20 protein-coding genes are annotated in these 22,869 nt (G+C 67.7%); 6 read left to right on the top strand and 14 right to left on the bottom strand.

Annotation, left to right across the window (positions count from 1 at the left end; genetic code table 11):
* Positions 1-10: 10 nt before the first annotated feature.
* Genes T333_RS00650 through T333_RS00630 form a run of 5 tightly spaced genes read right to left on the bottom strand, consistent with a single transcriptional unit; the run spans position 11 to position 5,451 of the window.
* Positions 11-1,054, bottom strand: a complete 1,044-nt coding sequence (locus T333_RS00650; RefSeq protein ID WP_496423395.1) for a 2Fe-2S iron-sulfur cluster-binding protein — start codon at positions 1,052-1,054, stop codon at positions 11-13.
* An 8-nt stretch (positions 1,055-1,062) separates the two neighbouring features.
* Positions 1,063-1,911 carry an SDR family NAD(P)-dependent oxidoreductase gene (locus T333_RS00645; RefSeq protein WP_496423394.1) on the bottom strand — a complete coding sequence of 283 codons (849 nt, stop codon included), beginning with the start codon at positions 1,909-1,911 and terminating at the stop codon, positions 1,063-1,065.
* Between the two features lie 12 nt (positions 1,912-1,923).
* Complete coding sequence (locus T333_RS00640; protein WP_496423393.1) at positions 1,924-3,489, bottom strand: flavin-containing monooxygenase; 1,566 nt, start codon at positions 3,487-3,489, stop codon at positions 1,924-1,926.
* Between the two features lie 19 nt (positions 3,490-3,508).
* Complete coding sequence (locus T333_RS00635) at positions 3,509-4,501, bottom strand: AurF N-oxygenase family protein (RefSeq protein WP_496423392.1); 993 nt, start codon at positions 4,499-4,501, stop codon at positions 3,509-3,511.
* Positions 4,498-5,451, bottom strand: coding sequence for a diiron oxygenase (locus tag T333_RS00630; RefSeq protein ID WP_496423391.1), 954 nt, complete (start codon positions 5,449-5,451; stop codon positions 4,498-4,500). The genes T333_RS00635 and T333_RS00630 overlap by 4 nt, the downstream gene beginning before the upstream one ends.
* Before the next feature lie 212 nt (positions 5,452-5,663).
* Between T333_RS00630 and T333_RS00625 the strand changes: the two genes are divergently transcribed.
* Positions 5,664-5,990, top strand: coding sequence for a DUF4873 domain-containing protein (locus tag T333_RS00625; protein WP_357254484.1), 327 nt, complete (start codon positions 5,664-5,666; stop codon positions 5,988-5,990).
* Positions 5,991-6,014: 24 nt separating this feature from the next.
* A complete protein-coding gene (locus T333_RS00620) occupies positions 6,015-6,737 on the top strand; it encodes a TetR/AcrR family transcriptional regulator (protein WP_354999027.1) in 723 nt (240 codons plus the stop codon).
* 525 nt (positions 6,738-7,262) lie between these two features.
* Here T333_RS00620 and thiD read toward each other — a convergent pair.
* Entirely contained in the window at positions 7,263-8,108 is an 846-nt protein-coding gene (thiD, locus tag T333_RS00615; RefSeq protein ID WP_357254482.1) for a bifunctional hydroxymethylpyrimidine kinase/phosphomethylpyrimidine kinase, read from the bottom strand.
* Between the two features lie 138 nt (positions 8,109-8,246).
* Between thiD and T333_RS00610 the strand changes: the two genes are divergently transcribed.
* The gene (locus tag T333_RS00610) at positions 8,247-9,395 is read left to right on the top strand and encodes a GTP-binding protein (protein WP_496423390.1); all 1,149 of its coding nucleotides are present in this window, start codon (positions 8,247-8,249) and stop codon (positions 9,393-9,395) included.
* A gap of 171 nt (positions 9,396-9,566) precedes the next feature.
* Here T333_RS00610 and T333_RS00605 read toward each other — a convergent pair whose 3' ends face one another.
* Positions 9,567-10,190 carry an NAD(P)-dependent oxidoreductase gene (locus tag T333_RS00605; RefSeq protein ID WP_354998681.1) on the bottom strand — a complete coding sequence of 208 codons (624 nt, stop codon included), beginning with the start codon at positions 10,188-10,190 and terminating at the stop codon, positions 9,567-9,569.
* A gap of 218 nt (positions 10,191-10,408) precedes the next feature.
* Positions 10,409-11,494: an epoxide hydrolase family protein gene (locus T333_RS00600; protein ID WP_496423389.1), complete on the bottom strand. Its 1,086-nt coding sequence runs from the start codon at positions 11,492-11,494 to the stop codon at positions 10,409-10,411.
* Positions 11,495-11,583: 89 nt separating this feature from the next.
* Here T333_RS00600 and T333_RS00595 point away from each other — a divergent pair, with 89 nt between their 5' ends.
* Positions 11,584-12,249, top strand: a complete 666-nt coding sequence (locus tag T333_RS00595) for a TetR/AcrR family transcriptional regulator (RefSeq protein ID WP_357254475.1) — start codon at positions 11,584-11,586, stop codon at positions 12,247-12,249.
* Between the two features lie 189 nt (positions 12,250-12,438).
* Here the strand turns inward: T333_RS00595 and T333_RS00590 are convergent, their stop codons facing one another.
* Both T333_RS00590 and T333_RS00585 read right to left on the bottom strand, forming a co-directional pair.
* The gene (locus tag T333_RS00590) at positions 12,439-13,233 is read right to left on the bottom strand and encodes a thioesterase family protein (protein ID WP_496423388.1); all 795 of its coding nucleotides are present in this window, start codon (positions 13,231-13,233) and stop codon (positions 12,439-12,441) included.
* Positions 13,234-13,509: 276 nt separating this feature from the next.
* Complete coding sequence (locus T333_RS00585) at positions 13,510-14,754, bottom strand: KasA/KasB family beta-ketoacyl-ACP synthase (RefSeq protein ID WP_496423387.1); 1,245 nt, start codon at positions 14,752-14,754, stop codon at positions 13,510-13,512.
* A 40-nt stretch (positions 14,755-14,794) separates the two neighbouring features.
* Between T333_RS00585 and T333_RS00580 the strand changes: the two genes are divergently transcribed.
* Positions 14,795-15,349, top strand: a complete 555-nt coding sequence (locus T333_RS00580) for a TetR family transcriptional regulator (RefSeq protein ID WP_496423386.1) — start codon at positions 14,795-14,797, stop codon at positions 15,347-15,349.
* Between the two features lie 138 nt (positions 15,350-15,487).
* On the opposite strand, the gene thiC is transcribed toward T333_RS00580, so the two are convergent.
* From thiC to T333_RS00565, 3 genes are all read right to left on the bottom strand, one after another.
* Positions 15,488-17,125, bottom strand: a complete 1,638-nt coding sequence (thiC, locus tag T333_RS00575) for a phosphomethylpyrimidine synthase ThiC (RefSeq protein ID WP_496423385.1) — start codon at positions 17,123-17,125, stop codon at positions 15,488-15,490.
* A 302-nt stretch (positions 17,126-17,427) separates the two neighbouring features.
* On the bottom strand, positions 17,428-17,901 hold the full coding sequence (locus tag T333_RS00570; protein WP_354998688.1) for a VOC family protein: 474 nt from the start codon (positions 17,899-17,901) through the stop codon (positions 17,428-17,430).
* Positions 17,902-18,002: 101 nt separating this feature from the next.
* Complete coding sequence (locus tag T333_RS00565; RefSeq protein ID WP_496423384.1) at positions 18,003-19,391, bottom strand: lipase family protein; 1,389 nt, start codon at positions 19,389-19,391, stop codon at positions 18,003-18,005.
* 94 nt (positions 19,392-19,485) lie between these two features.
* Here T333_RS00565 and T333_RS00560 point away from each other — a divergent pair, with 94 nt between their 5' ends.
* Complete coding sequence (locus tag T333_RS00560; protein ID WP_496423383.1) at positions 19,486-20,169, top strand: TetR/AcrR family transcriptional regulator; 684 nt, start codon at positions 19,486-19,488, stop codon at positions 20,167-20,169.
* Between the two features lie 225 nt (positions 20,170-20,394).
* On the opposite strand, the gene T333_RS00555 is transcribed toward T333_RS00560, so the two are convergent.
* Positions 20,395-22,698, bottom strand: a complete 2,304-nt coding sequence (locus tag T333_RS00555; protein WP_496423382.1) for an MMPL family transporter — start codon at positions 22,696-22,698, stop codon at positions 20,395-20,397.
* Positions 22,699-22,869: the final 171 nt, after the last annotated feature.

The raw sequence follows: 22,869 nt of genomic DNA, 5'->3' as shown, positions 1-22,869 counted from the left end.
CCCGCTCCTGTCACTGATCGAAGTCGATGCGGACGTGGTCGGAGACGGGAAGGGCTTGGCAGGCGAGCGTCAGACCGAGGGCGAGGTCGGCGTCGACGAGCGTCTCGTTGCGCAGCATCCGCACCTCGCCCGCGCGGACCGTGCAGGCGCACGCGCTGCACTCGCCCGCCCGGCAGGAGAACGACGCGTCGTAGCCGTTGGCGAGCAGCACGTCGAGCAGCGTGCGAGAGCGCGGCCATGACAGCTCCAGCGTGCGTCCGTCGAGGGTCACCGTGGCGGTGGCCGCGCCCGATTCGGCGTCCGCGCCAGAGAGTTCGATGTCCGCGAACGGGTCGCCGGTCAGCGACTGGAACTTCTCGTGGTGGATGTGCGACTCGGGCATGCCGATCGCCCGCAGCGCCGCGGTGCCCGTCGCCATGAAAGGCGCTGGGCCGCAGAGGAATGCGTCGTAGCGCGGGTAGGGCGTGAACAGCTCGCGCAGCCCGGACACCGTCGGCAGGCCGCGCTCGTCCACCAGCCAGTGCACCACGGTGAACCGATCCGGGAACTCGACCGCCATCTCCTCGAGTTCCGCGCCGAAGATCACCGCGCCCGCGTCGTCGTTGGCGTAGACCAGCAGCACCGTGCCGGAACCCGCGATCAGCGCCGATTTCGCGATGGACATGATCGGTGTGATGCCGCTGCCCGCGGCGAGCAGGAGCAGATCGGCGTCCAGCGACTTCGGCACGAACACCCCGGACGGCGCGAGCACGCGCAACCGCATGCCGACGGAAGCGTTGTCGCACAGCCAGTTCGACGCGTAGCCGCCGGGCGTACGCTTCACCGTCACGATGGCGTCGTCGTCCAGATGCGGTGAGCTGGACAGCGAATAGCAGCGCGCGACCGATCCGGTGCGCTCGCTCGGCACCTCCAGCGTCAGGAATTGCCCAGGGTGGTAACGGAATCGGGGGACCAGCGCGTCGGGGACCTCGAAGACCAGCGAGATCGCCGCGTCTGTCTCCTTGATCACCTCCACCACTTCCAGGGTGTGCACGTGCGAATTGGACTGCGCCATCGCCCCTCCTACAGTTCGATGCCGAAACGGCTCGCGGCCCGCTTGCCCAGCCGGTACAGCGGTACGCCGAGATCCGCGTAGTGCGGCCCGAGCAGCCGCGGCACCAGGTCGAAGCCGCGCGCGTCCGGCCCGATCAGCACCCGCGCCTTGTTCTTGCGCACGCCGCGCAGGATGATCTTGGCCGCGGCTTCCGGGCTGGTCATGGTGATCAGCTCGAAGCCGCGGCGCACCGTCTCCCGATCGATCCCGTTCGGAATGCCGCGGGCGTTGACGGCGATATCGGTCGAGACGCCGCCGGGATGCACGCAGGTGACCCCGACCGGGTGCCCGGCGATGCGCATCTCCTGCCGCAGCGCCTCGGTGAAGCCGCGAACAGCGAATTTCGCGGCGTTGTAGGCGCTTTGCGACGGAATGCCCATCAAGCCGAAGACCGAGGACACATTGACCACGTGCCCGTCGCCGGAGGCGATCAGGTCGGGCAAAAAGGCCTTGGTGCCGTGCGCGACGCCCCAGAAGTCGATGTTCATCAGCCAGTCGAAATCGTCCCAGTCCATGTCGAGGACGTCGGCGCTCAGCGCGACACCGGCGTTGTTGATCACCAGGTCGACGCCGCCGAACTCCGCGCGCACGTCCTCGGCGTGCGCGTAGACGGCGGCTCGCTGCGCCACGTCCAGCTGGTACGGAATGGCGGTGGCGCCGAGCTTTTCGCAGCGACCTGCGGTATCGGCGACCGCGCCGGTGTCGATGTCGGACAGTGCGAGGCGACTGCCGTTGCGCGCCAGCTCCAGCGCGAGCGCCCGGCCGATGCCGGAGCCCGCGCCCGTGACGACGGCGACCTTGTTGTCGAAGTGGCGCACGGGAGCCCCCTGTCAGTTGCCTGTGAGCGTGGTCGGAAAGGTTTGGGACGGAAGGTTTTCCAGCACGACGGTCGATCGCACCGGCGCGCTCGGCGGTGGCCCGATGAACTCGTATTCGTCCGGACGCAACCGCCTCGTCCGCAACCAGTACTCCCAGGTGAAACCGGACCACAGCGTGCGGTTGTTGCCGTGCTCGTCCAGGTACCAGCTGCGGCAGCCGCCGGTGTTCCACACCGAACGGGCCAGCTTGCGCTGGAGTCCGGCGTTGTAGCGGTCCTGCGCCGCCCGCCGTGGCGCCAGCGCCACCGCCCCGCGCGCCCGCACCTGCCGGATCGCGTCGAGCACGTAGTGGATCTGCGACTCGATCATGAAGATGATCGAGTTGTGGCCGAGACCGGTGTTCGGACCGAGCAGGAAGAAGGCGTTGGGCATGTCGGCGACGGTGATGCCGCGGTGCGCCTGCACGCCTTCGACGGTCCATCGCGCGCCGAGATCGACGCCGTCGCGGCCGGTGATCGACAAGTTGGTGAACGAGTCGATGACGTGGAAGCCGGTGCCGTAGACGATCACGTCGGCCGGGTGCTCGACGCCGTCGGCGGTGACGATGCCCGCGGCGGTGAGATGGTCGATGCGGTCGGTGACCACGGTCGTCTTCGGGTCGGCGAGCGCCGGATAGTAGGTGTCCGAGCCGAGCAGCCGTTTGCAGCCGGCCCGATAGTCCGGCGTCACCGCGGCGCGCAGCGCGGGATCGTCGATCTGGCGCGCGATGTGCCGTCGACCGACCCATTCCACCGTCTTCAGCAGGTCGGGTCTGCGCGTCATCGCGTAGGCGGCGACCTCCGCGCCCCAGTAGATGCCGTTGCGCAGCGCGAAGCGCAGTCCGGGCACCCGCCGCAGCGCGGTGCGGAAACGCTCGGAGAAGACCACGTCGGCGCGCGGCAGCACCCACGCCGCAGTGCGCTGGAAGACCGTCAGAGCACCGACTTCGTCGATGATCTCCGGCACGAACTGGATCGCGCTCGCGCCGGTCCCGATCACCGCCACCCGCTTGCCGCGCAGATCGACATCGTGGTCCCACTGCGCGGAATGAAAAGCGGCGCCCGTGAATTCGGTTCGGCCGGGGAGTTCCGGAATGCTCGGAATGTGCAGCGCGCCGATGGCCGAGACGATGAACCGCGCGACGTACTCGCGGCCGTCGGCGCTGAAGGCGTGCCAGCGCCGTTCGTCCTCGTTCCAGTGGCCGCGGACCATGTGCTGGCCGAACCGGATTCGCGCACGCAGCCCGTACTTGGCGACGACTTCCTTCAGGTAGCCGAAGATCTCGGGCTGATCGGAGAACAACCGGCGCCAATTCGACCGTGGCTCGAAGGAATACGAGTACAGGTGTGTCGGCACGTCGCAGGCACAACCCGGATAGGTGTTGTCGCGCCAGGTGCCGCCGATCTCGTCGGCCTTCTCCACGATCAGGTAGTCGCCGAGCCCCGCCTTGTCCAGCGCGATCCCCATGCCGAGGCCGGAGAACCCGCTGCCGATGATCAGCACCCCGGTGTGCACCGGGGTCGAGGATCGCGCTGCCATCGCGTCACCTCCGATCGGATCACGCCGCCGCGCGGCGCTCGAGTTCGTCGAGGATGTCCTGCGGCACGCTCCGCGAGACGCGGTACAGCCGCCGTGTCACGGCGCCGTCGAGCATGCCCACCTCGTGCGCGAAACGCAGCAGCGGTTCGCCGGCGAAGGTCGCGTTCACCCGGAAATTCGGCGAGGTGAAGGCGGCGACGAAGCCACGGAGCGGATCGATGCCAACCGACCGGTACACGCGCGGATTGATCAACACGGGGTACACGCCCAGCACCATCACCGCGAAAACCAGCCGGTGGAAGGCGTTGGACACCTTGCCGCGCTCCTCGATGGCGCGCACCAATTCCTCACGGGCGTAGGTGATGTGGCGCGCTTCCTCCAGTACGTGGATCTTCATCAGTTGGCGCACATGGGGTTGCAGGTCCGGATCGTTCATCGCCTCGCGCTGCAACCGGTCCAGGATCTCCTCGATCAGCAGGGTGCCCGCGTAGGACGAGGGACCGAGCGGGATGAACGCGACGAGGCGGCCGAGCTTGCGCCCGGTCTTCGGCAGCAGGTACGGCCGCAGGCCGGTGAGGTTCACCAGGCGGCTGAACATGGTGGAATGCCGTGTCTCCTCGCCGATTTCGGCCAGCGCGTAGCGGGTGTGGTCGTCCACCAGCCGCTCGCTCTCCAGCACCGTGCGCAACAGCATCGTGCTCAGTCCGGCCTCGGCGAGGATGCCGAAGCTGAGCACGCTCACCAGCTCGTGCAGGCCGAGTTCGGTGCGCTGCTCGGGGGTGAGCCGTTCCCACAGCGCGGTGCCGTACAGCGACTGCCGGTGTTCGGGTATCCAGTGCTTGCCGGGCTCGATCGGTGCGTCCCAATCGATGTCGAGCTCGCCGTCGTAGGCGCGTTCGGCGGAGGAGCGCAGCAGCCGCCGGGCGGTCTTCTGTCGATCGCCGACCGTCTTGCGGCGCACCGTCGATGCGCCCGCGGTGGTGACGATGGGTCCGGGGGTCTCGGTGGTCATCGCACCGCTCTCCTGTTCCTGGTCGAGCGAACGCCCGGGTGGTGCGTTTCGCGGAGGAAGTCGCGCACGGTCGCGGTCGCGGCGCGTGCGTTGCTCCGGTAGGCGCCGGTGGTCAGCGCGGCCGCCGCGCCCACGAGCGGGTGAATTCCGACGGCGCGGTACACGGCCGGATGCACGAGCGCCGCGTAGGCGACGGCGGTCACGGCGCTCAATGCCCAGCGGTGCAACGCGGCGCGAATCGGTCCGCGAGAGTCGATGGCGCGCAACAATTCCGCGCGCGTCGCCTCGACGTGTCGCGCGCTGGACGCGGCGTGCAGCAGCGCGAGCTGGCGTAGGTGCGGCTGGATGTGCTGATCGGTGGTCAGGTCGCGCAACAGCTGCGCCGCCATCTCCTCGACGAGCAGACGGAAGCCGAGCGCGGTGGGACCGTCGGGGACCCACAGCGTCAGCTTGGTCAGCGCGCGCAGCGGCGGGGGCAGGCGATAGGGCGGCAGGCCGGTGGCGTTGATCAGCCTGCTGTACATCGTGGAGTTGCGGCTCTCGTCGTGAATCGCCGCGAGGGTGAACCTGGTCTGATCGTCGACGGGATCGCGGCTTTCGATGACGTCGCGGAACATCAACATGGACAGCATGGATTGCGCGTAGATGCCGACGCTGAGCATGCTGACCAGCTCGTGCTTGCCGAGTTCGCGTCGCTGCTCGGGGCTCAGCCGCTCCCACAGCCCGCTGCCGTACAGCGAAACACGTTCGGGTGGAAGCCAATTCAGCGCCGGATCGGGCGTCGCGTCCCAGTCGATGTCGAGATCGGGGTCGTAGGCCGCTTCGGCGACGCCCGCGAAAAGCAGCCGTCGGGCGATGCTCTGCCGATCGCCGATGTGGCGACGGCGGCGCACTTGGGCGCCGGACGGCGTGGTGGCAGGCCGAAAGCCATGGTTGTGGCTGGACGTCATTGTCCGCACCAGCTCTCTGTGCGGGGTCGCCAGCTGTGCTCGAGTGCTGCGCTGGGACCGCTGCGTCGGAGACGCGGTACCGGGAAAGAGGAGGACCGTGAATGCGGAACTTCTAGTACCCAATACCGCCGGTTCCGTGTACATTTACGAGTGTGTCCCACGTCTCACTCGATGTCAACGGCCCAGGTGAGGTGGGGTTCCGAGGAGTCGAGATGAACAGCGACAGTCCGCATGCGCGGTCCGACTATCTAGGCGCGGCAACCCTCGTCGTGCACGGCCGCGAGATTCCGGTGCAGGTCGAGTTGCGCGGTTACCGGGAACCGATCGACGGCATCTACCGGTGGTTCGGCCGGATTCGTCCGAACGACGATCTCGCGGCCGCGCTCGGTGACGAGCCGCGCACCAGGGTCGTCATCCGCACCGAGCACGGCGCCCGCGACGGGTACGTCGGCGACCCCGATCCATGGCGGCGGTTCCGGATAACGGGAAAGAGCACGCCTCCGTTTCCGGTGCCGACCGAGTTGACCGAGGTGGAGTGAAGAATTGGTACGGTCGGATTCGTGATGCACAGCCGCCGGGAAGTCGACCAGGCGCGGCCCAAACGGGTCGACGCCCGGACCGAGCGGTGGCGCGCGCACCGGGTGAAGGTGCGCGACGAGTTCGTCGACGCCGCGTTCCGCGCGCTGGACAAGTTCGGTCCGGAAGTCAGCATGGGCGATATCGCCAAGGAGGCGGGCGCCGCGAAGCCGAAGCTGTACCGGCACTTCGAGGACAAGACCGACCTCTACAACGCGATCGTCGACCGGGTGCGCGACATGCTGTGGGAACGCATCATCTCCAGCATCGATCTGAGCAACGACTCGGCGCGTGAACTGGTTCGGCGGGGGGCCGCGGAATACGCGCTGGTGGTCACCGAGCACCCGAACGTCTTCCGTTTCATGCTGCACAGTCACTTCACCCAGCAGGCCGACGAGTCCGAGCGGGCGCTGCAATCGGCGCGACAGTCGGCGCGGCGGGCCGCCGAGATGTTCGCCGGGCTTGTCGAGGACGAGTCGATCGACGTGGCCAGCATCGAGCTCGTCAACTATTCGATATTCGGCGCGGTCGCCTCGGCCACCGACTGGTGGCTCGGCGCGAACCGGCTCCAAGCCAACGCGATGCCGATCGAGAAGTTCGTCGCCTATATCGCCGAGATAGTCTCGGCGCTCGCCGAGGCCAATGCTCGCCTCAACGGCATCGTCATCAATGCCGATCTACCTCTGCACTGCGCCTTTTCGAAGATCTGAGCCTTTTCGAAGATCTGAGCCTTTCGGCAATCCGAGCGCCTTCGGCCACCTAGCGCCTTTGGACCGACTCAGCGCCTTTCGGCCGACTCAGCGCCTTTCGACCGACACGACTCAGCGTCTTAGGGCGCAACCATGCGTCTCGCCCCGGCGGTGCCGCCCGAGGGCGGCACGGGGGCGTAAGGCCAGCGCTGCCGGACGTCGTCATGCCGCGCATGGCCGGAGCGAAGGCGGAAGTCCGCACAACATGCGCTGCTGGACGTGTCCGTCCTCAGGCTGCGCATGGCCGGAGCCTATGCGGGACACGCATAACTTGCGCTGCCGGACGGAGTCCGTCCGTCGGACCGCGCATGGCCGGAGCTAGTGCGGAGATACGCCTTGTCGCGTCCACTGCGAACGCCGTTGTTCTCAGCCGAGCCGCGCCGTTGAGGCCGACCGTGTTCGCGACATACCCAGTATGGACCCGCCCACCGACAAGTTTCGGTGCCCGGATCGGTAGGCGAGACAGCCTGTTCTTCGCGGAATATCTCAGGAGGAGTGCAGCCGCCACAGGGGGGAGACCGGGCCGTGGCCGGCGCCGAGATCGTAGGAGGCGGCCAGGCAGCGGCGTGTCCATTCCTTGGCGAACTCGACCGCCTCGGGCACCGGGTAGCCGTGCGCGAGGGCGCACGCGATGGCCGCGGCGAGGGTGTCGCCGCCGCCGTGGTCGTTGCCGGTGGTGATGCGCGGCGCGGGGAATTCGTGGAAGTTCTCGCCGTCGAAGAGGAGGTCCGTGCTCAGGTCGGAAGAGCGCATATGTCCGCCCTTCACGATCGCCCAGCGCGGGCCGAGCGCGTGCAGGGCCTCGGCGGCGCGTCGCGCCTCGGCCTGGTCGGTGACCGTGATCCCGGTGATCAGCCTGACCTCGTCGAGATTGGGCGTCACGATCGTCGCCAGCGGAATCAGGGTGTGGCGCACCGCGTCCAGCGCCTCGGCGTGCAGCAGCGCGTCGCCGTGCATGGAAGCCGCGACGGGGTCGACGACCAGCGGAATCTCGCCGTCACGCCCGATGCCGACTTCGCGGCAGACCCCCGCGACCGCCTCGATGATGGCCGTCGAGGCGAGCATGCCGGTCTTCGCCGCGCCGACGCCGATGTCGCCGACCACCGAACGCACCTGATCGGCGACGATCTGCGGCGGAATCTCGTGGAAGCCGCTCACGCCCACCGAGTTCTGCACCGTCACCGCCGCGACCGCGACGCACGCGTGCACACCGCACATCGCCATGGTGCGCGAGTCGGCCTGGATTCCGGCGCCGCCGCCGGAGTCGGTGCCTGCGATGGTGAGGACGCGGACCGGGGTCTGTCCGTCGGCGGGGAGGGGCAGCAGTTTCACAGGGCGACCATAACCGGCGCGGTCGGACGCGGGTCCGTCGAGAACCTCGCCCATGGCTGGGGCGGTGGCGGAGGTGCGCGGATCTCGCGGTTGCCGGCCGCATGCCGTCCCAGAAATGAAAACCATTACCATTAGGCCGTGACCACTTCATCGCGCACCGATCCGCTGCCCGTCACCGTGCTGTCCGGCTTCCTCGGGGCGGGCAAGACCACGCTGCTCAACCACATCCTGGCCAACCGCGAGGGCCGCCGGGTCGCGGTCATCGTCAACGACATGAGCGAGGTGAACATCGACGCCGCACTGGTCGCGGGCCAGGGACACCTGGACCGCACCGAGGAGAAACTGGTCGAACTCACCAACGGCTGCATCTGCTGCACGCTGCGCGAGGACCTCATCGAGGCGGTCGGCAGGCTGGCTCGCGAGGGGCGCTTCGACCAGCTGGTCATCGAATCGACCGGCATCTCCGAGCCGATGCCGGTCGCGGCGACCTTCGACTGGGAGTTCGAGGACGGTTTCAGGCTCGGCGACATCGCCCGGCTGGACACCATGGTGACGGTGGTGGACGCCTCGACCTTCCTCGCCGAGGTGGTGCGCGGCCAAGCGCTGGCGGAACGAAAGCTGGAGGCGGGGGAGGGCGACGAGCGCACCATCGCCGATCTGCTTGTCGACCAGGTGGAATTCGCCGACGTGCTGTTGATCAACAAGACCGATCTGGTGAGCGCGAATACCGCGGGAACTGTGGAAGCCACACTGCGGCGGCTCAATCCGCGTGCGCGAGTGCTGCGCACGTCGCATGGAGTGGTGGAACTCGGTGAGGTGCTCGGTACCGGTCGCTACAACCCGCTGGTTGCCGCGGAAGCTGAGGGGTGGGCGGAAGAACTTGCGGGCGGGCATGTTCCGGAGACCGAGGAGTACGGCATTCGGAGTATCACCTATACCGCTTCGCGCCCGTTTCACCCGGCGCGGTTGGCTGGGGCATTGGAACAGTTGCGAGGGGTATTGCGCAGCAAGGGATTCTGTTGGATCGCCAGCCGGGCGGGACTGGCGGCCGTGTGGTCGCAGGCGGGGCCGAATCTGAGCTTCGAGCCTGCTGCTTGGTGGTCGTCGATGGAAGTTCCCGCGGGGCAGGAGATCGTTTTCATCGGGGTGAAGTTGGATGGGGATCGGGTTCGGGCGTTGCTGGATGGTGCGCTGCTGACCGATGCGGAATATGCGGCTGGGGCTGAGGTTTGGGGTGCGTTCGATGATCCGTTTCCGGCTTGGGGTGAGTTGCACGAGCATGTGTGAGCGGTGCGTCGGTTGACTGGGGGCGTCCGGTCAGAAGCCACCATATGACTACCGTGGAATCCATTTCTCTATCGACGGTAGTCATATGGTGGTTGGAGGTTGACCGGCTGGCGGCTGTTTTCTGTCTGCCACCTGTAGCGGCAGCCGACCACCCGCAAAGCCAGCGCCTGTTCAGTGCGAGATCCCCGGCGCCTGGTACAGATAGGTCGAGTCGGTGAGCTGCTCCAGCAGGAACTCGGCGATGTCCGCCCGCGCGATCTTCAACGTGAGCCCGCGCTCGGATCCGGGGAACGCCCGCCGGTAACTGCCGGTCCGCGGCCCGTCGGTGAACGCGCTCGGCCGCACGATGGTCCACTCCAGGCCGCTCGCTCGCACGTACTCCTCCTGCTTGACGTGGTCGTTGTAGGCGCGGCGCAGCAACATGCCGAACAGCAGGTGCTTCCACAGGAAGTTGAGATTGTCGCGGCTGTCGCCGATGCCCAGCGTGCTCTGGCAGATCAACCGCTTCACGCCGGTGCGCTGCATCGCCTCCACGACCGCCTTGGTTCCGCCGAAGCGAACGAGACCCTTGCGCCCGTCGCCGAGCGCGATCACCACCGCGTCCTGGCCGGTGACCGCCTTCTCGGCCTGGTGCGTGTCGAAGACGTCGCCCTCCACCACGCGCAGCCGCTCGTGCCGCTGGGTGACTCCCGCGGCGTTGCGGGTGAACGCGGTGACCTCGTGGCCCTGCTCGAGCGCCTGCTCGACGACCAGTCGGCCGACGCTGCCGGTGGCTCCGAAGACTGCGATTTTCATGGTGTTCTCCTTGCGGTGAAAGCTGGTGTGCCGTTGGTGAATCCAGTACATCAACGCGAAGCGAGACGAACCATGGCCGTGACTCTCGATGACATAAGCGAACGTCCACGCACCGCGGCGCACACCCGGAGTCGGATGTGCGCCGCGGGTCGGCCCGCCGACCGCACCGCCGGGTCGGGACCGATGTGCCCCGACCCGGCGGCGAACCTCGGTGGCACCTACCGATACGTCGCGAAGAACTCGGTGATCTCGCCCGCGATCAGCTCGGGCGCCGAGTGGTGCAGGTAGTGGGAGTGCACGTCGTGGGTCTTCCAGGACGCGATGGCCTTGTGGTCGCGGTCGGCGAACCGGCGGATGCCGTGGAAATCGCCGGTCGATCCGCAGAGCGCCATCGGCACGGTGGTCGCCTCGGTGGGCTGCGGCGCCTTGGCGTTCTCGAAGTACTGCCGGATCGCCGAGCCCGCGGTGCCGGTGAACCAGTGGATCGCGATGTTCGTCAGCACGAATTCGTCGTCCAGCTCCGGGCCGAGCAGCTGCGCGTTCCAGCCGACCAATCCGGTCGGCGAATCGGTGATCGCGTGCGCCAGCGTCTGCGGCTGCTGCGCCTGGAGGATGTTGAAGCTCATCTTGTTCTGCGCGAACCACTCCAGCGTCGCGAGCGCCTGCTGCTCCTCCTCGGTGAGGTCGGTCAGCTCGGCCGGATCGCCGGACGGGAACGAGTACACCTGCGAGACGTGCACGCCGACAACATGTTCCGGATCCATCCGGCCGATCTCGGCGGAGATCTGCGCGCCGCCGTCGTTGCCGACCGCGCCGTAGCGGTTGTAGCCGAGCCTGCTCATCAGTTCCGCCCACGCCTTGGCGATGCGGGTGTTGTCCCAACCGGATTCCTTTGTCGGACCCGAGAATCCGTAGCCGGGCACCGACGGGATCACCAGGTCGAACCCGGCAGCGGTGAGCGGGGCGACGATGTCGAGGAATTCGACGAAGGTGCCGGGCCAGCCGTGACTGAGGATCAGCGGAAAGGCGTTGTCCCGCTTGGACTTCACGTGCAAGAAGTGCACGGTCTGGCCGTCGATCTCGGTGGTGAACTGTGGATGGGCGTTGATCTTCGATTCGATTGCGCGCCAATCGAATCCGGTGCGCCAGTAGTCGACCAAGTGGCGGACGCGGTCGACGCTCACGCCGTAGGTCTCGCCGGAGCCGGGGATCTGATCGGCCCACCGGGCACGGGCCAGCCGCGACTGGAGGTCGTCGAGCTCGGCCTGCGGGATGTCGATGCGGAAGGGGGTGATTGCGGGCATCGGGGGCTCCTTGTTCTGAAACGGAATGCTTCGTTCTGTTTAAACCGTAGCAGAACGGATTATTCCGTTTCAAGTGCTAGGCTGAACTCATGCCGAAGACATCCGAAGTCCCAGCTCGCAAGGGTCTGCCCGGTCGCAAGGCGCAGGCCGCCCGCAACGACGGTCTGATTTTGGAAGCGGCGCGGGCCGTGTTCCTCGCCGATGCCAACGCGCCGATCGCCGCCGTCGCCGAACGCGCGGGCGTCGGCATCAGCGCGCTCTACCGCCGCTACCCGAGCAAGGAGGTGCTGCTGCGCACCCTCTGTCACGAGGGATTGCGCCGCTACAACGCGGAAGCGGATGCGGCACTGGAGGATTCGGACGGCTGGCGTGGGCTGGTCGGCTTCTTGGAGCGCGTGGTCGACGCCGACGTCCACTCGCTCACCGTCCACCTGGCGGGCACCTTCACCCCCGACGAGGCGATGCTGCCCGACGTGGTGCACGCGGACGAGGTCAACGAAGAACTCATCCGCCGCGCCCACGCTTCCGGACGGCTGCGAGCGGAGGTGAATCCGCTGGATCTCGGGCTGATCCTGGAGGCATGCGCGGCCATCACCATGCCGGACCAGGCACGCACCGCCCAGCTCCGCCGCCGCACCCTCGCCCTTCTCATCGCGGGCCTCGCCGCCGACGGTGAGCTACCTGGGCCACCACCGCAGCCTGGTGAATTCGCCTGGCGCTGGCAACCGCGGGTTGACGCGGCCCGCTCCCGGTGAACCTGCCCGGCGACGAGGCGCGCGAATGGGGCGCGAAGTCCGGATGTGGACTGGTAGGAACGAACCATCCGTGCGAGGTGAAGGGGACAGGCATGAACTGGACGCCCCTCGACGACGTCGGCTTCCTCTTCTTCTCGAACCCCGACGGCAACGGCTGGGCGATCCAGCAGATCTCCACCCGGCCGTAGTTCAGCGCACGCCGAGATAGAGAGTCTGCGTGCTGCGGCCGAGGGGGCCTTTCTCGTCGAAGAGGGCCGATTCGGCGAGGCCGATGCCGTGCGGTTGGGGGTAGGTGACCGCGTCGAGACAGACCCATTCGCCCACCGGCTGGCGGTGCAGGGTGACGGTGAGGTCGGTGTTGATGAACAGGTAGCGGTTCCAGTCGAGGACCGCGCTCACGCCGTTGCCTGAGTCGGCGGCGGCCAGGGTGCGTTCCAGCGGGCTCGGCGTGGTGCCCGCGACGATCGGATACTTCAGTCGAATCCAGCAGATCGCCGGGCCCGGTTCGCCGAAAGCGCCTGTGACGAAACGGTATTCGATCGCGGTGTGGAAGCCGATCTCCTGTGCTGCCGGGAACGGCGTTGGTGCGGGCGCGTGGTCCGGACCGGGCCGCGCGCCCACCGGATGGAATTCCTCGGGCAGCGGAAGTTCGGGCTCGGCAAGCTTGAACCGCCAGGCATTGGCCTTCATGACCGGACCGCGCTCGGTCGAGAGCGTCGCCTCCACCAACTCGACGCTGCGTCCCGGCCGAGTCACCCGCGCCTCCGCGATCAGCGGCTGCAACGGCACAGGTCCGAGGATCTCCACCGCGACCCGCCCGACTTGAAACCCTTCCCGCGGCTCACACCGCTCGATGACGTGCCCGAGCAACGCCGAGGGAGGCCCCGCGTGCTGCGCGTCCGGCGACCACGGCCCACGCGTGAGTTCGGTGGAGATGAACAGTTTCGGGTCGTCCGGATCCGGGAGGTAGAAGGCATCACTCACGTCATCGTCCGTCCCTCGGACCGGCCGCACTGCCGGTTGTCGAATAGTTCGTCCGGTTAACGATTCTGCCACGCGGGGTAGCGGTGGACCGGGCCGGTCGACGCTCGTGGCAGGTGCGTGAGGCAACCCGACGACCGGAAGTGTCGGGCGGCGGCGGGATGCCCGGTGTCCCGATACGGCGGCTCGATGCGGTCGTGCCGGTGTCCGGAGTCGGCGGCTAGATGCGCCCATGCCGCAGCGATGGCGCGCGTCCGGTGTGATCGCCGGGCGGGTGACTCACGCACGTCCGAAGGTGAGGGCCACGTTGTGTCCGCCGAATCCGAAGGAGTTGTTGACGGCGTAGTCGATTCGTTGGCGGCGGGGTGCGCCAGCGACGATGTCGAGGTCGATGTCAGGGGCCTGGTTGTCGAGGTTGAGGGTGGGCGGGATGATCTGGTCGCGCAGGGCGAGGACCGTGAGGATGGACTCGAGCGCGCCGACCGCGCCGATGGAATGGCCGAGCGCGGATTTCGGGGCGTAGACCGAGGCGTGCGGCGTGACGGCCGCGATGGCGTTCGCCTCGGAGGCGTCGCCGATCGGGGTCGAGGTGGCGTGCGCGTTGACGTGGGCGATGTCCGAAACCCCGAGGCCCGCGGTCTCGATGGCCTTGCGCATGGCGCGGGCCGCGCCGATGCCCTCCGGGTCGGAGGCGACGATGTGGAAGGCGTCGGAGGTGATGCCCGCGCCGAGCACGCGAGCGTGGATCTCGGCGCCGCGCGCCCTGGCGTGCCGCTCGGATTCGAGCACCATGAGCGCGCCCGCCTCGCCGAAGACGAAGCCGTCCCGGTCCCGGTCGAAGGGGCGCGAGGCGCGTTCGGGTTCCTCGTTGCGGGTGCTCATCGCGCGCATCATGGCGAAGCTGGCGATCGGCACCGCGTGGATGTTGCCCTCGACGCCTCCCGTCACCACCACGTCGGCCTCTCCGGAGCGGATCAGCCGCCAGGCGTGCGCGATCGCCTCGGAACCCGAGGAGCACGCCGAGACCGGCGCGAAAACCCCTGCCTTGGCGCCGATCTCGAGCCCGACCGTCGCGGCGGGCCCGTTCGGCATCACCATCGGCACCGACATCGGCGACACCTTCCGATAACCGCCCGCGCGCATGGCATCGACCGCGTCGATCAGCGCGTCGCCGCCGCCGAGTCCGGTGCCGATGGCCACCGCCAGCCGCTCGCCCTCGACCTCCGGCGCGCCCGCCGACTGCCACACCCGCCTGCCGAGGACCAGCGCCAGCTGCTCGACGTAGGAGTGCCTGCGCTGTTCGACCCGGGTGAGCTGCGCGGCGGGATGCTCCTTCAACTTGCCGCCGATGCGGACCGGCAGGTCGTATTCGGCGACGAAGTCGTCGTCGAGTACGCCGATGCCCGTCCTTCCTCGCAGCAGCCTCGACCAGGTGGTTTCCATGTCGTCGGCGAGTGAAGTGGTGGCCGCGTAGGCGGTGACGACGACGGAGTCCGTAGTTTCTGAAGCGAGTGTTACAGTCACGGTCTTCATGAATACCTGTAGCAGTCGGTACAGTCAACCCATGGCCCGCCCACTCGACCACGCCAAACGCGCCGAACTCCTCGACGGCGTCGTCGGCTACATCGCCACGCACGGCCTCGCCGAACTCTCCCTGCGTCCCCTCGCCGCGGAACTCGGCACCAGCTCGCGCATGCTCATCTACTACTTCGACACCAAGGAAGAGCTGCTGGTCCAAGCTCTCGCCACCCAGCGCCCGGACATCAGGGCGCTCTTCGCCGACATCGCCGACGCCGCCGCCCTCCGCGCTCGGCTGTGGGATTTTTGGTGCGCCAACGCCATTGGGTCGGGGGCGACCAGTGTGAAGGTGATGTTGCAAGTGCTCGGCGCGGCTTGTGCGTCCGACGGGCCGTACGCCGGGTATGCCGCCGACGCCATCGGCACTTTCGTCGCGGCGCTCGCGGACGGGTTGCGTGGGTTCGGCGTGGAGGATGCGGAAGTTGTTGCGACGGTGCTTGTTTCGGGATTGCGGGGGATACTTCAGGATCGCGTGATCACCGGGGATGTCGCGCGGACCGACAGGGCGGCTCGGTGGCTTATCGAGAGCGCTGTTCGTTAGATTCGGGCGCGGCCAGCGGCTTTACGAGAAGTCGAAAAACGAAGCGGCCACCCTCTCCAAAGAAAGGATGGCCGCCCGCTGTGAGTGGGCCGGGTGCGCCGCGGAGGTCTCCAGATGCCGACCCGACGCGCAGCAACCCTACGAAACCACCGGCAGGTAGACCTGCTTCCCCGCCCCGGCGAACTCCGCGGACTTCTCCGCCATCCCCGCCTCGATGGCCTCCACATCCGTCAAGTTGTTCTTCTCCGCGTACTCCCGCACATCGGCGGAGATCCGCATCGAGCAGAACTTCGGCCCGCACATCGAACAGAAGTGCGCGGTCTTCGCCGGTTCCGCGGGCAGCGTCTCGTCGTGGTACTCGCGCGCCGTGTCGGGGTCGAGCGAGAGCGCGAACTGGTCGCGCCAGCGGAATTCGAAACGCGCCTTGGACAATTCGTCGTCGCGCTGCTGGGCGTGCGGGTGGCCCTTGGCCAGGTCGGCGGCGTGGGCGGCGATCTTGTAGGTGATCACGCCGACCTTGACGTCGTCGCGGTTGGGCAGACCGAGGTGCTCCTTCGGCGTGACGTAGCAGAGCATGGCCGTGCCCGCCTGCGCGATGATCGCGGCGCCGATGGCCGAGGTGATGTGGTCGTAGGCGGGCGCGATGTCGGTGGCCAGCGGGCCGAGGGTGTAGAACGGCGCCTCCTCGCACAGTTCTTCCTCGAGCCGCACGTTCTCCACGATCTTGTGCATCGGCACGTGGCCGGGGCCCTCGATCATCACCTGCACGCCATGGGATTTCGCGATCTTCGTCAGCTCGCCGAGGGTACGCAGTTCGGCGAACTGAGCCTCGTCGTTGGCGTCCGCGATGGAGCCGGGGCGCAGGCCGTCGCCGAGGGAGAAGGTGACGTCGTACTTCGCCAGGATCTCGCAGAGCTCCTCGAAGTGGGTGTACAGGAAGGATTCCTGGTGGTGCGCCAGACACCACGCGGCCATGATGGACCCGCCGCGCGAGACGATGCCGGTGACCCGCTTGGCCGTCAGCGGGATGTAGCGCAGCAGGACGCCCGCGTGCACGGTCATGTAGTCCACGCCCTGCTCGCACTGTTCGATGACCGTGTCGCGGTAGATCTCCCAGGTCAGCTGGGTCGGATCGCCGTTCACCTTCTCCAGCGCCTGGTAGATCGGCACGGTGCCGACCGGGACGGGGGAGTTGCGCATGATCCACTCGCGGGTCTCGTGGATGTTCTTGCCGGTGGACAGATCCATGATGGTGTCCGCGCCCCAGCGGGTGGCCCACACCATCTTCTCCACCTCCTCCGCGATCGAGGAGGACACCGCCGAGTTGCCGATATTGGCGTTGATCTTCACCAGGAACTTCTTGCCGATGATCGTCGGCTCCAGCTCCGGGTGCTTGTGGTTGGCCGGGATCACCGCGCGCCCGGCCGCGACCTCGTCGCGCACCAGCTCGGGCTCGACGCCTTCGCGCGCCGCGATGAACCGCATCTCCGGCGTGATGATGCCCTGCCGCGCCCAGGCCAGCTGGGTCGGCGGGCCGTCCACCTGCGGCTTGGTCCAGGTGTCGCGCAGCTTGGGCAGCCCGGCTTCGAGGTCGATGGTCGCGTTGTCGTCGGTGTACGGGCCCGAGGTGTCGTAGACGTCGAAATGCCCCCCGGTGGTCAGATTGACACGACGTACCGGAATGCGCAGGTCGTCGACTTCCTGGTAGTGCTTGACGCTGCCCTCGATGGGCCCGGTGGTCACGGTGTCGACGGCGGCGCCGTTGGCGGTGGCCATGCTTCTCCTCCCTACGCCGGCATTACCCGGTCAGGTTCATACGGTCGACGGCCCTGATCGCCCCGTAGGGCTAGCCGTCCTCTCAGCCCGCTGGTGCGAGCCCCCGTTGGCGATGTGAAATTTCCCGCCCGACCATACCCGCCCGCCGCATGGACACGCCCGGCGATGACCCGAACCCGCGCGTGCGGGCGCAGGCCAGCGCCTCACCTCGGTAGATCTGGCCGAGTGAGATTCGACTCGGAAGATGGTCGATCCGGCTGGCCAGGCCCTCCGCTCGGGCCTGGCCGCCGAACAAGCTCGGCTCAGACCGCCTCGTACGCGTCCCGCATGGCCTGCACGTCGATCTTCTTCATGCCGAGCATGGCCTTGGTCGCGCGGGTGACGGCGGCGGGATCCCCTTTGAGCAGCTCGTTGGCCTGCACCGGCCAGATCTGCCACGGGATGCCGTACTTGTCGTTGAGCCAACCGCACTCGATCTCCTGACCGCCGTCGGCCAGCAGCGCCAGCCACAGGCGGTCGACCTCCTCCTGGCTCTCACAGTTGACCAGCAGCGACATGGCGTGCGTGTAGTGGTACTCGCCGCCGCCGTTGATCGCGGTGAACTTCTGACCGTTCAGTTCGAAGTCGACGACCATGACGAGCCCGGCCTCGCGCGGCCCCGCCTCGTTGTAGTACTGGATGTCGGTGATCTTGGAGTCCTGGAAGAGCGAACAGTAGAACTCCGCGGCCTCCTCGGCCTGGGTGTCGTACCAGAGGTTCGTGACGATCTTCTGCATGGCCATCTCCTGACGTGGGGTAGGTCCTCGCGTGTGCAGACTTCCCAACGCCGCCGAATTCATCGCATCGCGGCCGGGAAATGTGCGGCCCCGACCGCCGGTCAGCGTTCGCGGGGCCCGATCGGGAACCCGAGCGCGCCGAAGGTGGCGTTGAGGTTGATCTCGATCTGGCTCAGCAGCGCGTCGACGTCGGCGAGCATCGAGACGACGTTCTCGGTCCGGCAGCCGACCTGATCCGGCGCGTTCGGCGCCAGCCTGCCCTTCAGCCAGTTGAAGGTGTCGGCCATGCCGAGGGAGGGCAGCGTCAGGTGCTCGCTCAGGTGGTCACGCTTGTAGACGACCGAAGCGCCTCCCGCGCAATATCGTTGCGCGAGAGCGTCGTTGGTCCACACGGGCACCGCTTCATCGAACACGCCTTGGTACAGGTGGATAGGCATGGTCGGCGTGTTGCCGCCGAGAACCGTCGCGTCGAACACCTCCCGAATCTCGGGAAGGGCGAGGTATTCGGCGATCGGAATCGTCAGCAGCCGTTGGTAATCCACGAACATCTGGGAGAGTGCGTTGCGCGGGAGACACTGCGTGTTGGTGCGGTCCATCAGCGCGCGGCCCTCCGGCGTGAGGTGCCGGTAGGTCACCTCCTCGAAGGTCGGATACGCGTTGGACAGCGAGGCGATGCCGATCCCGATCAGGCTGGCGAACATGGAACCGTTGACGTGCAACAACGATTCGACATCCGAGACCGGCGCACCCATCGCGGCGCCCTCGACGTTCAGCTCCGGCGCGTAGCTCGGCTGCATCTCGGCCGCCCAGCCGGTGGCCATGCCGCCGCCCGAGTAACCCCACAGAGCGACAGGGGTATTCGTGTTCAGGCCCATCGGCTCGAAACGTTGCGCGGCCCTGATCCCGTCCAGGGTCATGTAACCCGGTTCCTTGGCGACCGCGAGATGGCCATGCGGCCCCTCGTAGTCCGGGATCGACACCGCCCAACCCTGGCTGATCAGCGCGGCGAGCGCGATGAGCTCGCTGTTGGAATGGATGCCCTCGACGCCGGGCAGCCCCGCACCCTGCCGGAGCACGTACGACGGTGCGCAGGACGGGCTGGCGCTGTCGTAATAGAACTGGAGGGAGACCAGCGGGCGGGAGCGGCCGGGGTCGGCGCCCGCGGGCAGTATCACCGTCGTGACCGCGACCGCGGGCTCGTCGAACAGGTCGGTCGTGCGGTACAGCAACTGCCAGGACCGAACGTTCAGCGGCAGCACCGTGAGCACCGCGAGCCGCACCTCGCGCGAGCGCAGGATCGTCCCCGGCTCGGCGCTCGCGAAGTCGGCGGGCGGCTCGTAGAACGAATCATGTTGCGGTAGTGGCATTGCCGACGCCGGTCTCGCCGCCACCGCGCTCGTCAGCACGGTCGCCGCGACGATCATCGCGACCGCGACGGCGCGCACGAACACTGGGCTTCTTCCGGCCGGATCGCCTTTGATCACTGACACCTCAGGTCCCTTCCTCATCGGTGCAGCGATTACAGCACGAGTTCGAGTTACCAACAAGAAGTCTTTTTGAAACAAGTACCGCTATCGTCGTGACATGACCCGCAGCAAATCCGCCGCGCGGCCCGCCCCGACTCCGGCTCGGCGCCGGATACGCGGCCTCGACGCCGAGCAGCGCAGCGCGCAGCGACGCAGTCAACTGCTGGACGCCGCCACCGAACTGTTTGCCGAACAGAGCTTTTCGGGGACGTCGATCGAACAGATCTGCCAGCGCGCCTACGTCGGGACGAAGGGGTTCTACGACCACTTCGACAGCAAGGAGGCGTGCTACATCGCGCTGCTCGAGCAGATCACGGCGCAGATCCAGCAACGCGTCGCCGAGGTGGCGGCGGAAGTCGCGGGACGGGACTGGGGAGAGCGCGCGGCTGCGGTCGTCGGTGCGTTCGTGCACGCCATCGCCGACGACCCGCGCCTGGCGAAGGTGACTTTCGGTGAGGCGGGCGGTATTTCGCCGATGGTGGAGAAGCAGCGCCGCGGCAACCGGCGCTGGGCCGCGGCGTTTCTGGACAGCCAGTGGTCATCGGATGCCGCGCCGGACGAACGCGCTCGACGCAGGCGGCTGGCGTTGGCGCTCGCGACCATCGGCGGGATGTTCGAGCTGATCGCCGACTGGCTGCACCATCACGACGACGGTGGCGCGCGTGATGATGTGCAGACGCTGATCGACGATTTGGTCGAGTTCGTCGGCGTGGTTTACGCCGGGCGGGAGATGCTGTCGTAAAGGGCTGTGGTGCAGACGGATCCGCGTCAGAGCGGCGTCGTCGACGCAGCGTCGCCGGTGCCTGCGCTCTCCACCTCGACCCGCAGCGCCGGACCGTCCGTATCTTCGGCCGACTCCGAGCGTCGGTGCTGGTTGTGCGGTGCGCTGCTCACAATGGCAGTGCCATTCGCGCGTATGCGTCGCCGTTCGTCCGGCTACCGCAGCGTAGTGCGTTCAGGCGCAGCGCTATTCGCTGACAAGATCCGCGACCCTGTCGGCGCGGGTCCGCGGTGCGGCGTCGCCGGTGCCTGCGCTCTCCGCCTCGACTCGCGGCGACGGGTCGTTCGTCTCCTCCGCCAGGCCGAAGCGGCGATGCAGCGCCGCAAGGGGTTTGGGCGCCCACCAGTTGGCGGTGCCCATCACCCGCATCAGCGCGGGCGCCAGCAAGGCGCGGATCACCGTGGCGTCGCTGAGCACCGCGAGTGCGCAACCGATGCCGAACAGCTTCATGGCGGCGACGCCGGAGCTGGCCAACGCGAGGAAGACGATGCTCATCAACAGGGCGGCGGCGGTGAAGATTCGGCCGGTTCTGGCGACACCCATGGCGACGGCGTGGGTGTTGCCCGCCGCGGTCTTCTCGCCCGCCAGCCACTCCTCCCTGATCCGGGAGAGCAGGAACACCTCGTAGTCCATCGAGGCGCCGAACGCGAGGCTGAACATGAGGATCGGCATCGCCAGGTCGAGCTTGCCGGTCGGCGTGAAGCCGAGCAGCCCGGACAGGTGCCCGTCCTGGAAGATCCACACCATCGCACCGAAGGTCGCGGCGAGCGAAAGAATGTTCAACAGAAGCGCTTTGACCGGAAGCAGCAGACTGCCGGTGAACAAGAACAGCAGAATCAACGTGGTGACGGCGATGAGCGCGGCGGCGAGCGGCAGCCGGTCGGCGATCGCCGAGACCGAGTCCTGGTTCAGCGCGGCGGCTCCGCCGAACAGCACGTCGCCGGGCGCGGGGACCGCCCTGATCTCGGCGAGCTGATCCTTGCCCGCCGTCGAATACGGATCGAGCCGCGTACCGATCGACAGGAATGTGCCCGCCGGGCCGGACATCTCCGGTGAAGCGGCGGCAGCGCGCAGACCGTTGACGTAGACGCCGTCGCTGGACAGCACCGCGGGAACGTCGGCCACCTTCGACAGCGCCGCCGCGTACGCGCCGATTTCGCCTTGGCCGCCGCGGAAGTCGGGCAACACCGCGTAGGCACTCGCGCCGAGGTCGGCGGAGAAGTCGCTGCGCAGCGCGTCGCCCACCTGACGGCTCGGCGCGGACTGCGTCAGCGCGCGATCGTCGGGATAACCGAAATGCGCGGACAGGAAGGGCGACCCGAGCAAGAGCAGCGCGATCGTCGTGACCACCGCGACCGGCGCGGCACGCTTCATCACGCCGACAACCCAGCGGTACCAGAGGCTCCGCTCCGGTTGCGGCTCGGTAGGTTCGGGTCGACGGAACATGCGGCGCAACGGAACCCGCAGATCCAGCGCGTTCACCCGATCGCCGACCAGCACCAGAATCGCTGGCAGAACGATCACCGCCGCGCCCGCCGCCGCGGCGACCACCGCGATACCCGCGTACGCGAACGACTTGAAGAAGTACTGCGGGAACACGGCGAGCGCCGCCAGCGAGAGCGCTACCACCAACGCCGAATACACCACGGTACGTCCGGCGGTCTGGATCGAGCGCACCACGGCCGCACGAGAATCCAGACCGTTGGCCAGTTCCTCCCGGTAGCGGCTGACGATGAACAGGCTGTAGTCGATGGCCATCGCGAGACCGAGCGCGGTGGTCATGTTCAGCGCGTACATCGAGACGTCGGTGACCACCGTCAGCGCCCGCAGGATGCCCAGCGCGGCCGCGATGGCGAACAGGCCGATCGCGATCGGCAGCGCGGCGGCGACCACGCTGCCGAACACCAGGATCAGCAAGAGCCCGGTCAGCGGCACCGCGATGGCCTCCGCGACGATCAGGTCCTCGCTGATCTGGGCGTTCATGTCCGCGAAAACGGCGGCCAGCCCGCCCGCACGGACGGTGACGCCATCGCCACTGGTCTGCACCGTCTCGCTGATCTTGGCGGCGCGCTCGCTGAGCTCACCGTCGTCGCCCTCGATACTGCCCACGACGATCCCGCTGCGACCGTCCTTGCCGCGCAGCGCCTGCGCGAGGTCAGGCCGCGCCGACCAGTACGACTGAATGCCGCTGACCTCGGGATACGTGCGCAGCTGATCGGTGACCCGTTGCGCCGCCGCCTTCGCCGCAGCGCTGTCCACCCCGTCCTCGGCTTGGATGAGCAGCACATAGTTCGGATCCCCACCGGTGAAGTGGTCGGCGATGAACTCGGCGGCCCGAACCGACTCGAGGTCTTCGGTGACGAACCCGCCGGACTTCATGTGCGCCTGCGCCGTCGCCCCGAACAGACCGCACAGCACCATGAGCAGAAGCGCGATACCGAGAACAACGCGAGGACGCGCGGCGGCGAACCGTGCGAGGGTGGTCAGCATTGACGCGGGCTCCCGTCCCGATGGAGGTGATCCCCCGAACGGTAAACCGGCCGGTCGTCCGAACAGAATCGGCCGAGAGGGTGATGCTGGCCACGTATGCGCTGAAAAGTGAGCGACATCTCCATCGCGCAGGTAGCGCTATCTCCGCGCACTCGAAAGTCGCCGCACCTC

It is taken from the genome of Nocardia sp. CNS-044, from assembly GCF_059570515.1.
This window is presented reverse-complemented; position numbering and strand designations above follow the sequence as displayed.

Excerpts from the sequence above, each read along its gene's own strand:
- T333_RS00555 (WP_496423382.1), bottom strand. The coding sequence starts at position 22,698 with ATGCTGACCACCCTCGCACGGTTCGCCGCCGCGCGTCCTCGCGTTGTT.
- T333_RS00650 (WP_496423395.1), bottom strand. The coding sequence starts at position 1,054 with ATGGCGCAGTCCAATTCGCACGTGCACACCCTGGAAGTGGTGGAGGTG.
- T333_RS00570 (WP_354998688.1), bottom strand. The coding sequence starts at position 17,901 with ATGCAGAAGATCGTCACGAACCTCTGGTACGACACCCAGGCCGAGGAG.
- T333_RS00635 (WP_496423392.1), bottom strand. The coding sequence starts at position 4,501 with ATGACCACCGAGACCCCCGGACCCATCGTCACCACCGCGGGCGCATCG.
- T333_RS00560 (WP_496423383.1), top strand. The coding sequence starts at position 19,486 with ATGACCCGCAGCAAATCCGCCGCGCGGCCCGCCCCGACTCCGGCTCGG.
- T333_RS00630 (WP_496423391.1), bottom strand. The coding sequence starts at position 5,451 with ATGACGTCCAGCCACAACCATGGCTTTCGGCCTGCCACCACGCCGTCC.
- T333_RS00595 (WP_357254475.1), top strand. The coding sequence starts at position 11,584 with ATGCCGAAGACATCCGAAGTCCCAGCTCGCAAGGGTCTGCCCGGTCGC.
- T333_RS00580 (WP_496423386.1), top strand. The coding sequence starts at position 14,795 with ATGGCCCGCCCACTCGACCACGCCAAACGCGCCGAACTCCTCGACGGC.
- T333_RS00620 (WP_354999027.1), top strand. The coding sequence starts at position 6,015 with ATGCACAGCCGCCGGGAAGTCGACCAGGCGCGGCCCAAACGGGTCGAC.
- T333_RS00605 (WP_354998681.1), bottom strand. The coding sequence starts at position 10,190 with ATGAAAATCGCAGTCTTCGGAGCCACCGGCAGCGTCGGCCGACTGGTC.
- T333_RS00640 (WP_496423393.1), bottom strand. The coding sequence starts at position 3,489 with ATGGCAGCGCGATCCTCGACCCCGGTGCACACCGGGGTGCTGATCATC.
- T333_RS00600 (WP_496423389.1), bottom strand. The coding sequence starts at position 11,494 with ATGCCCGCAATCACCCCCTTCCGCATCGACATCCCGCAGGCCGAGCTC.
- thiC (WP_496423385.1), bottom strand. The coding sequence starts at position 17,125 with ATGGCCACCGCCAACGGCGCCGCCGTCGACACCGTGACCACCGGGCCC.
- T333_RS00625 (WP_357254484.1), top strand. The coding sequence starts at position 5,664 with ATGAACAGCGACAGTCCGCATGCGCGGTCCGACTATCTAGGCGCGGCA.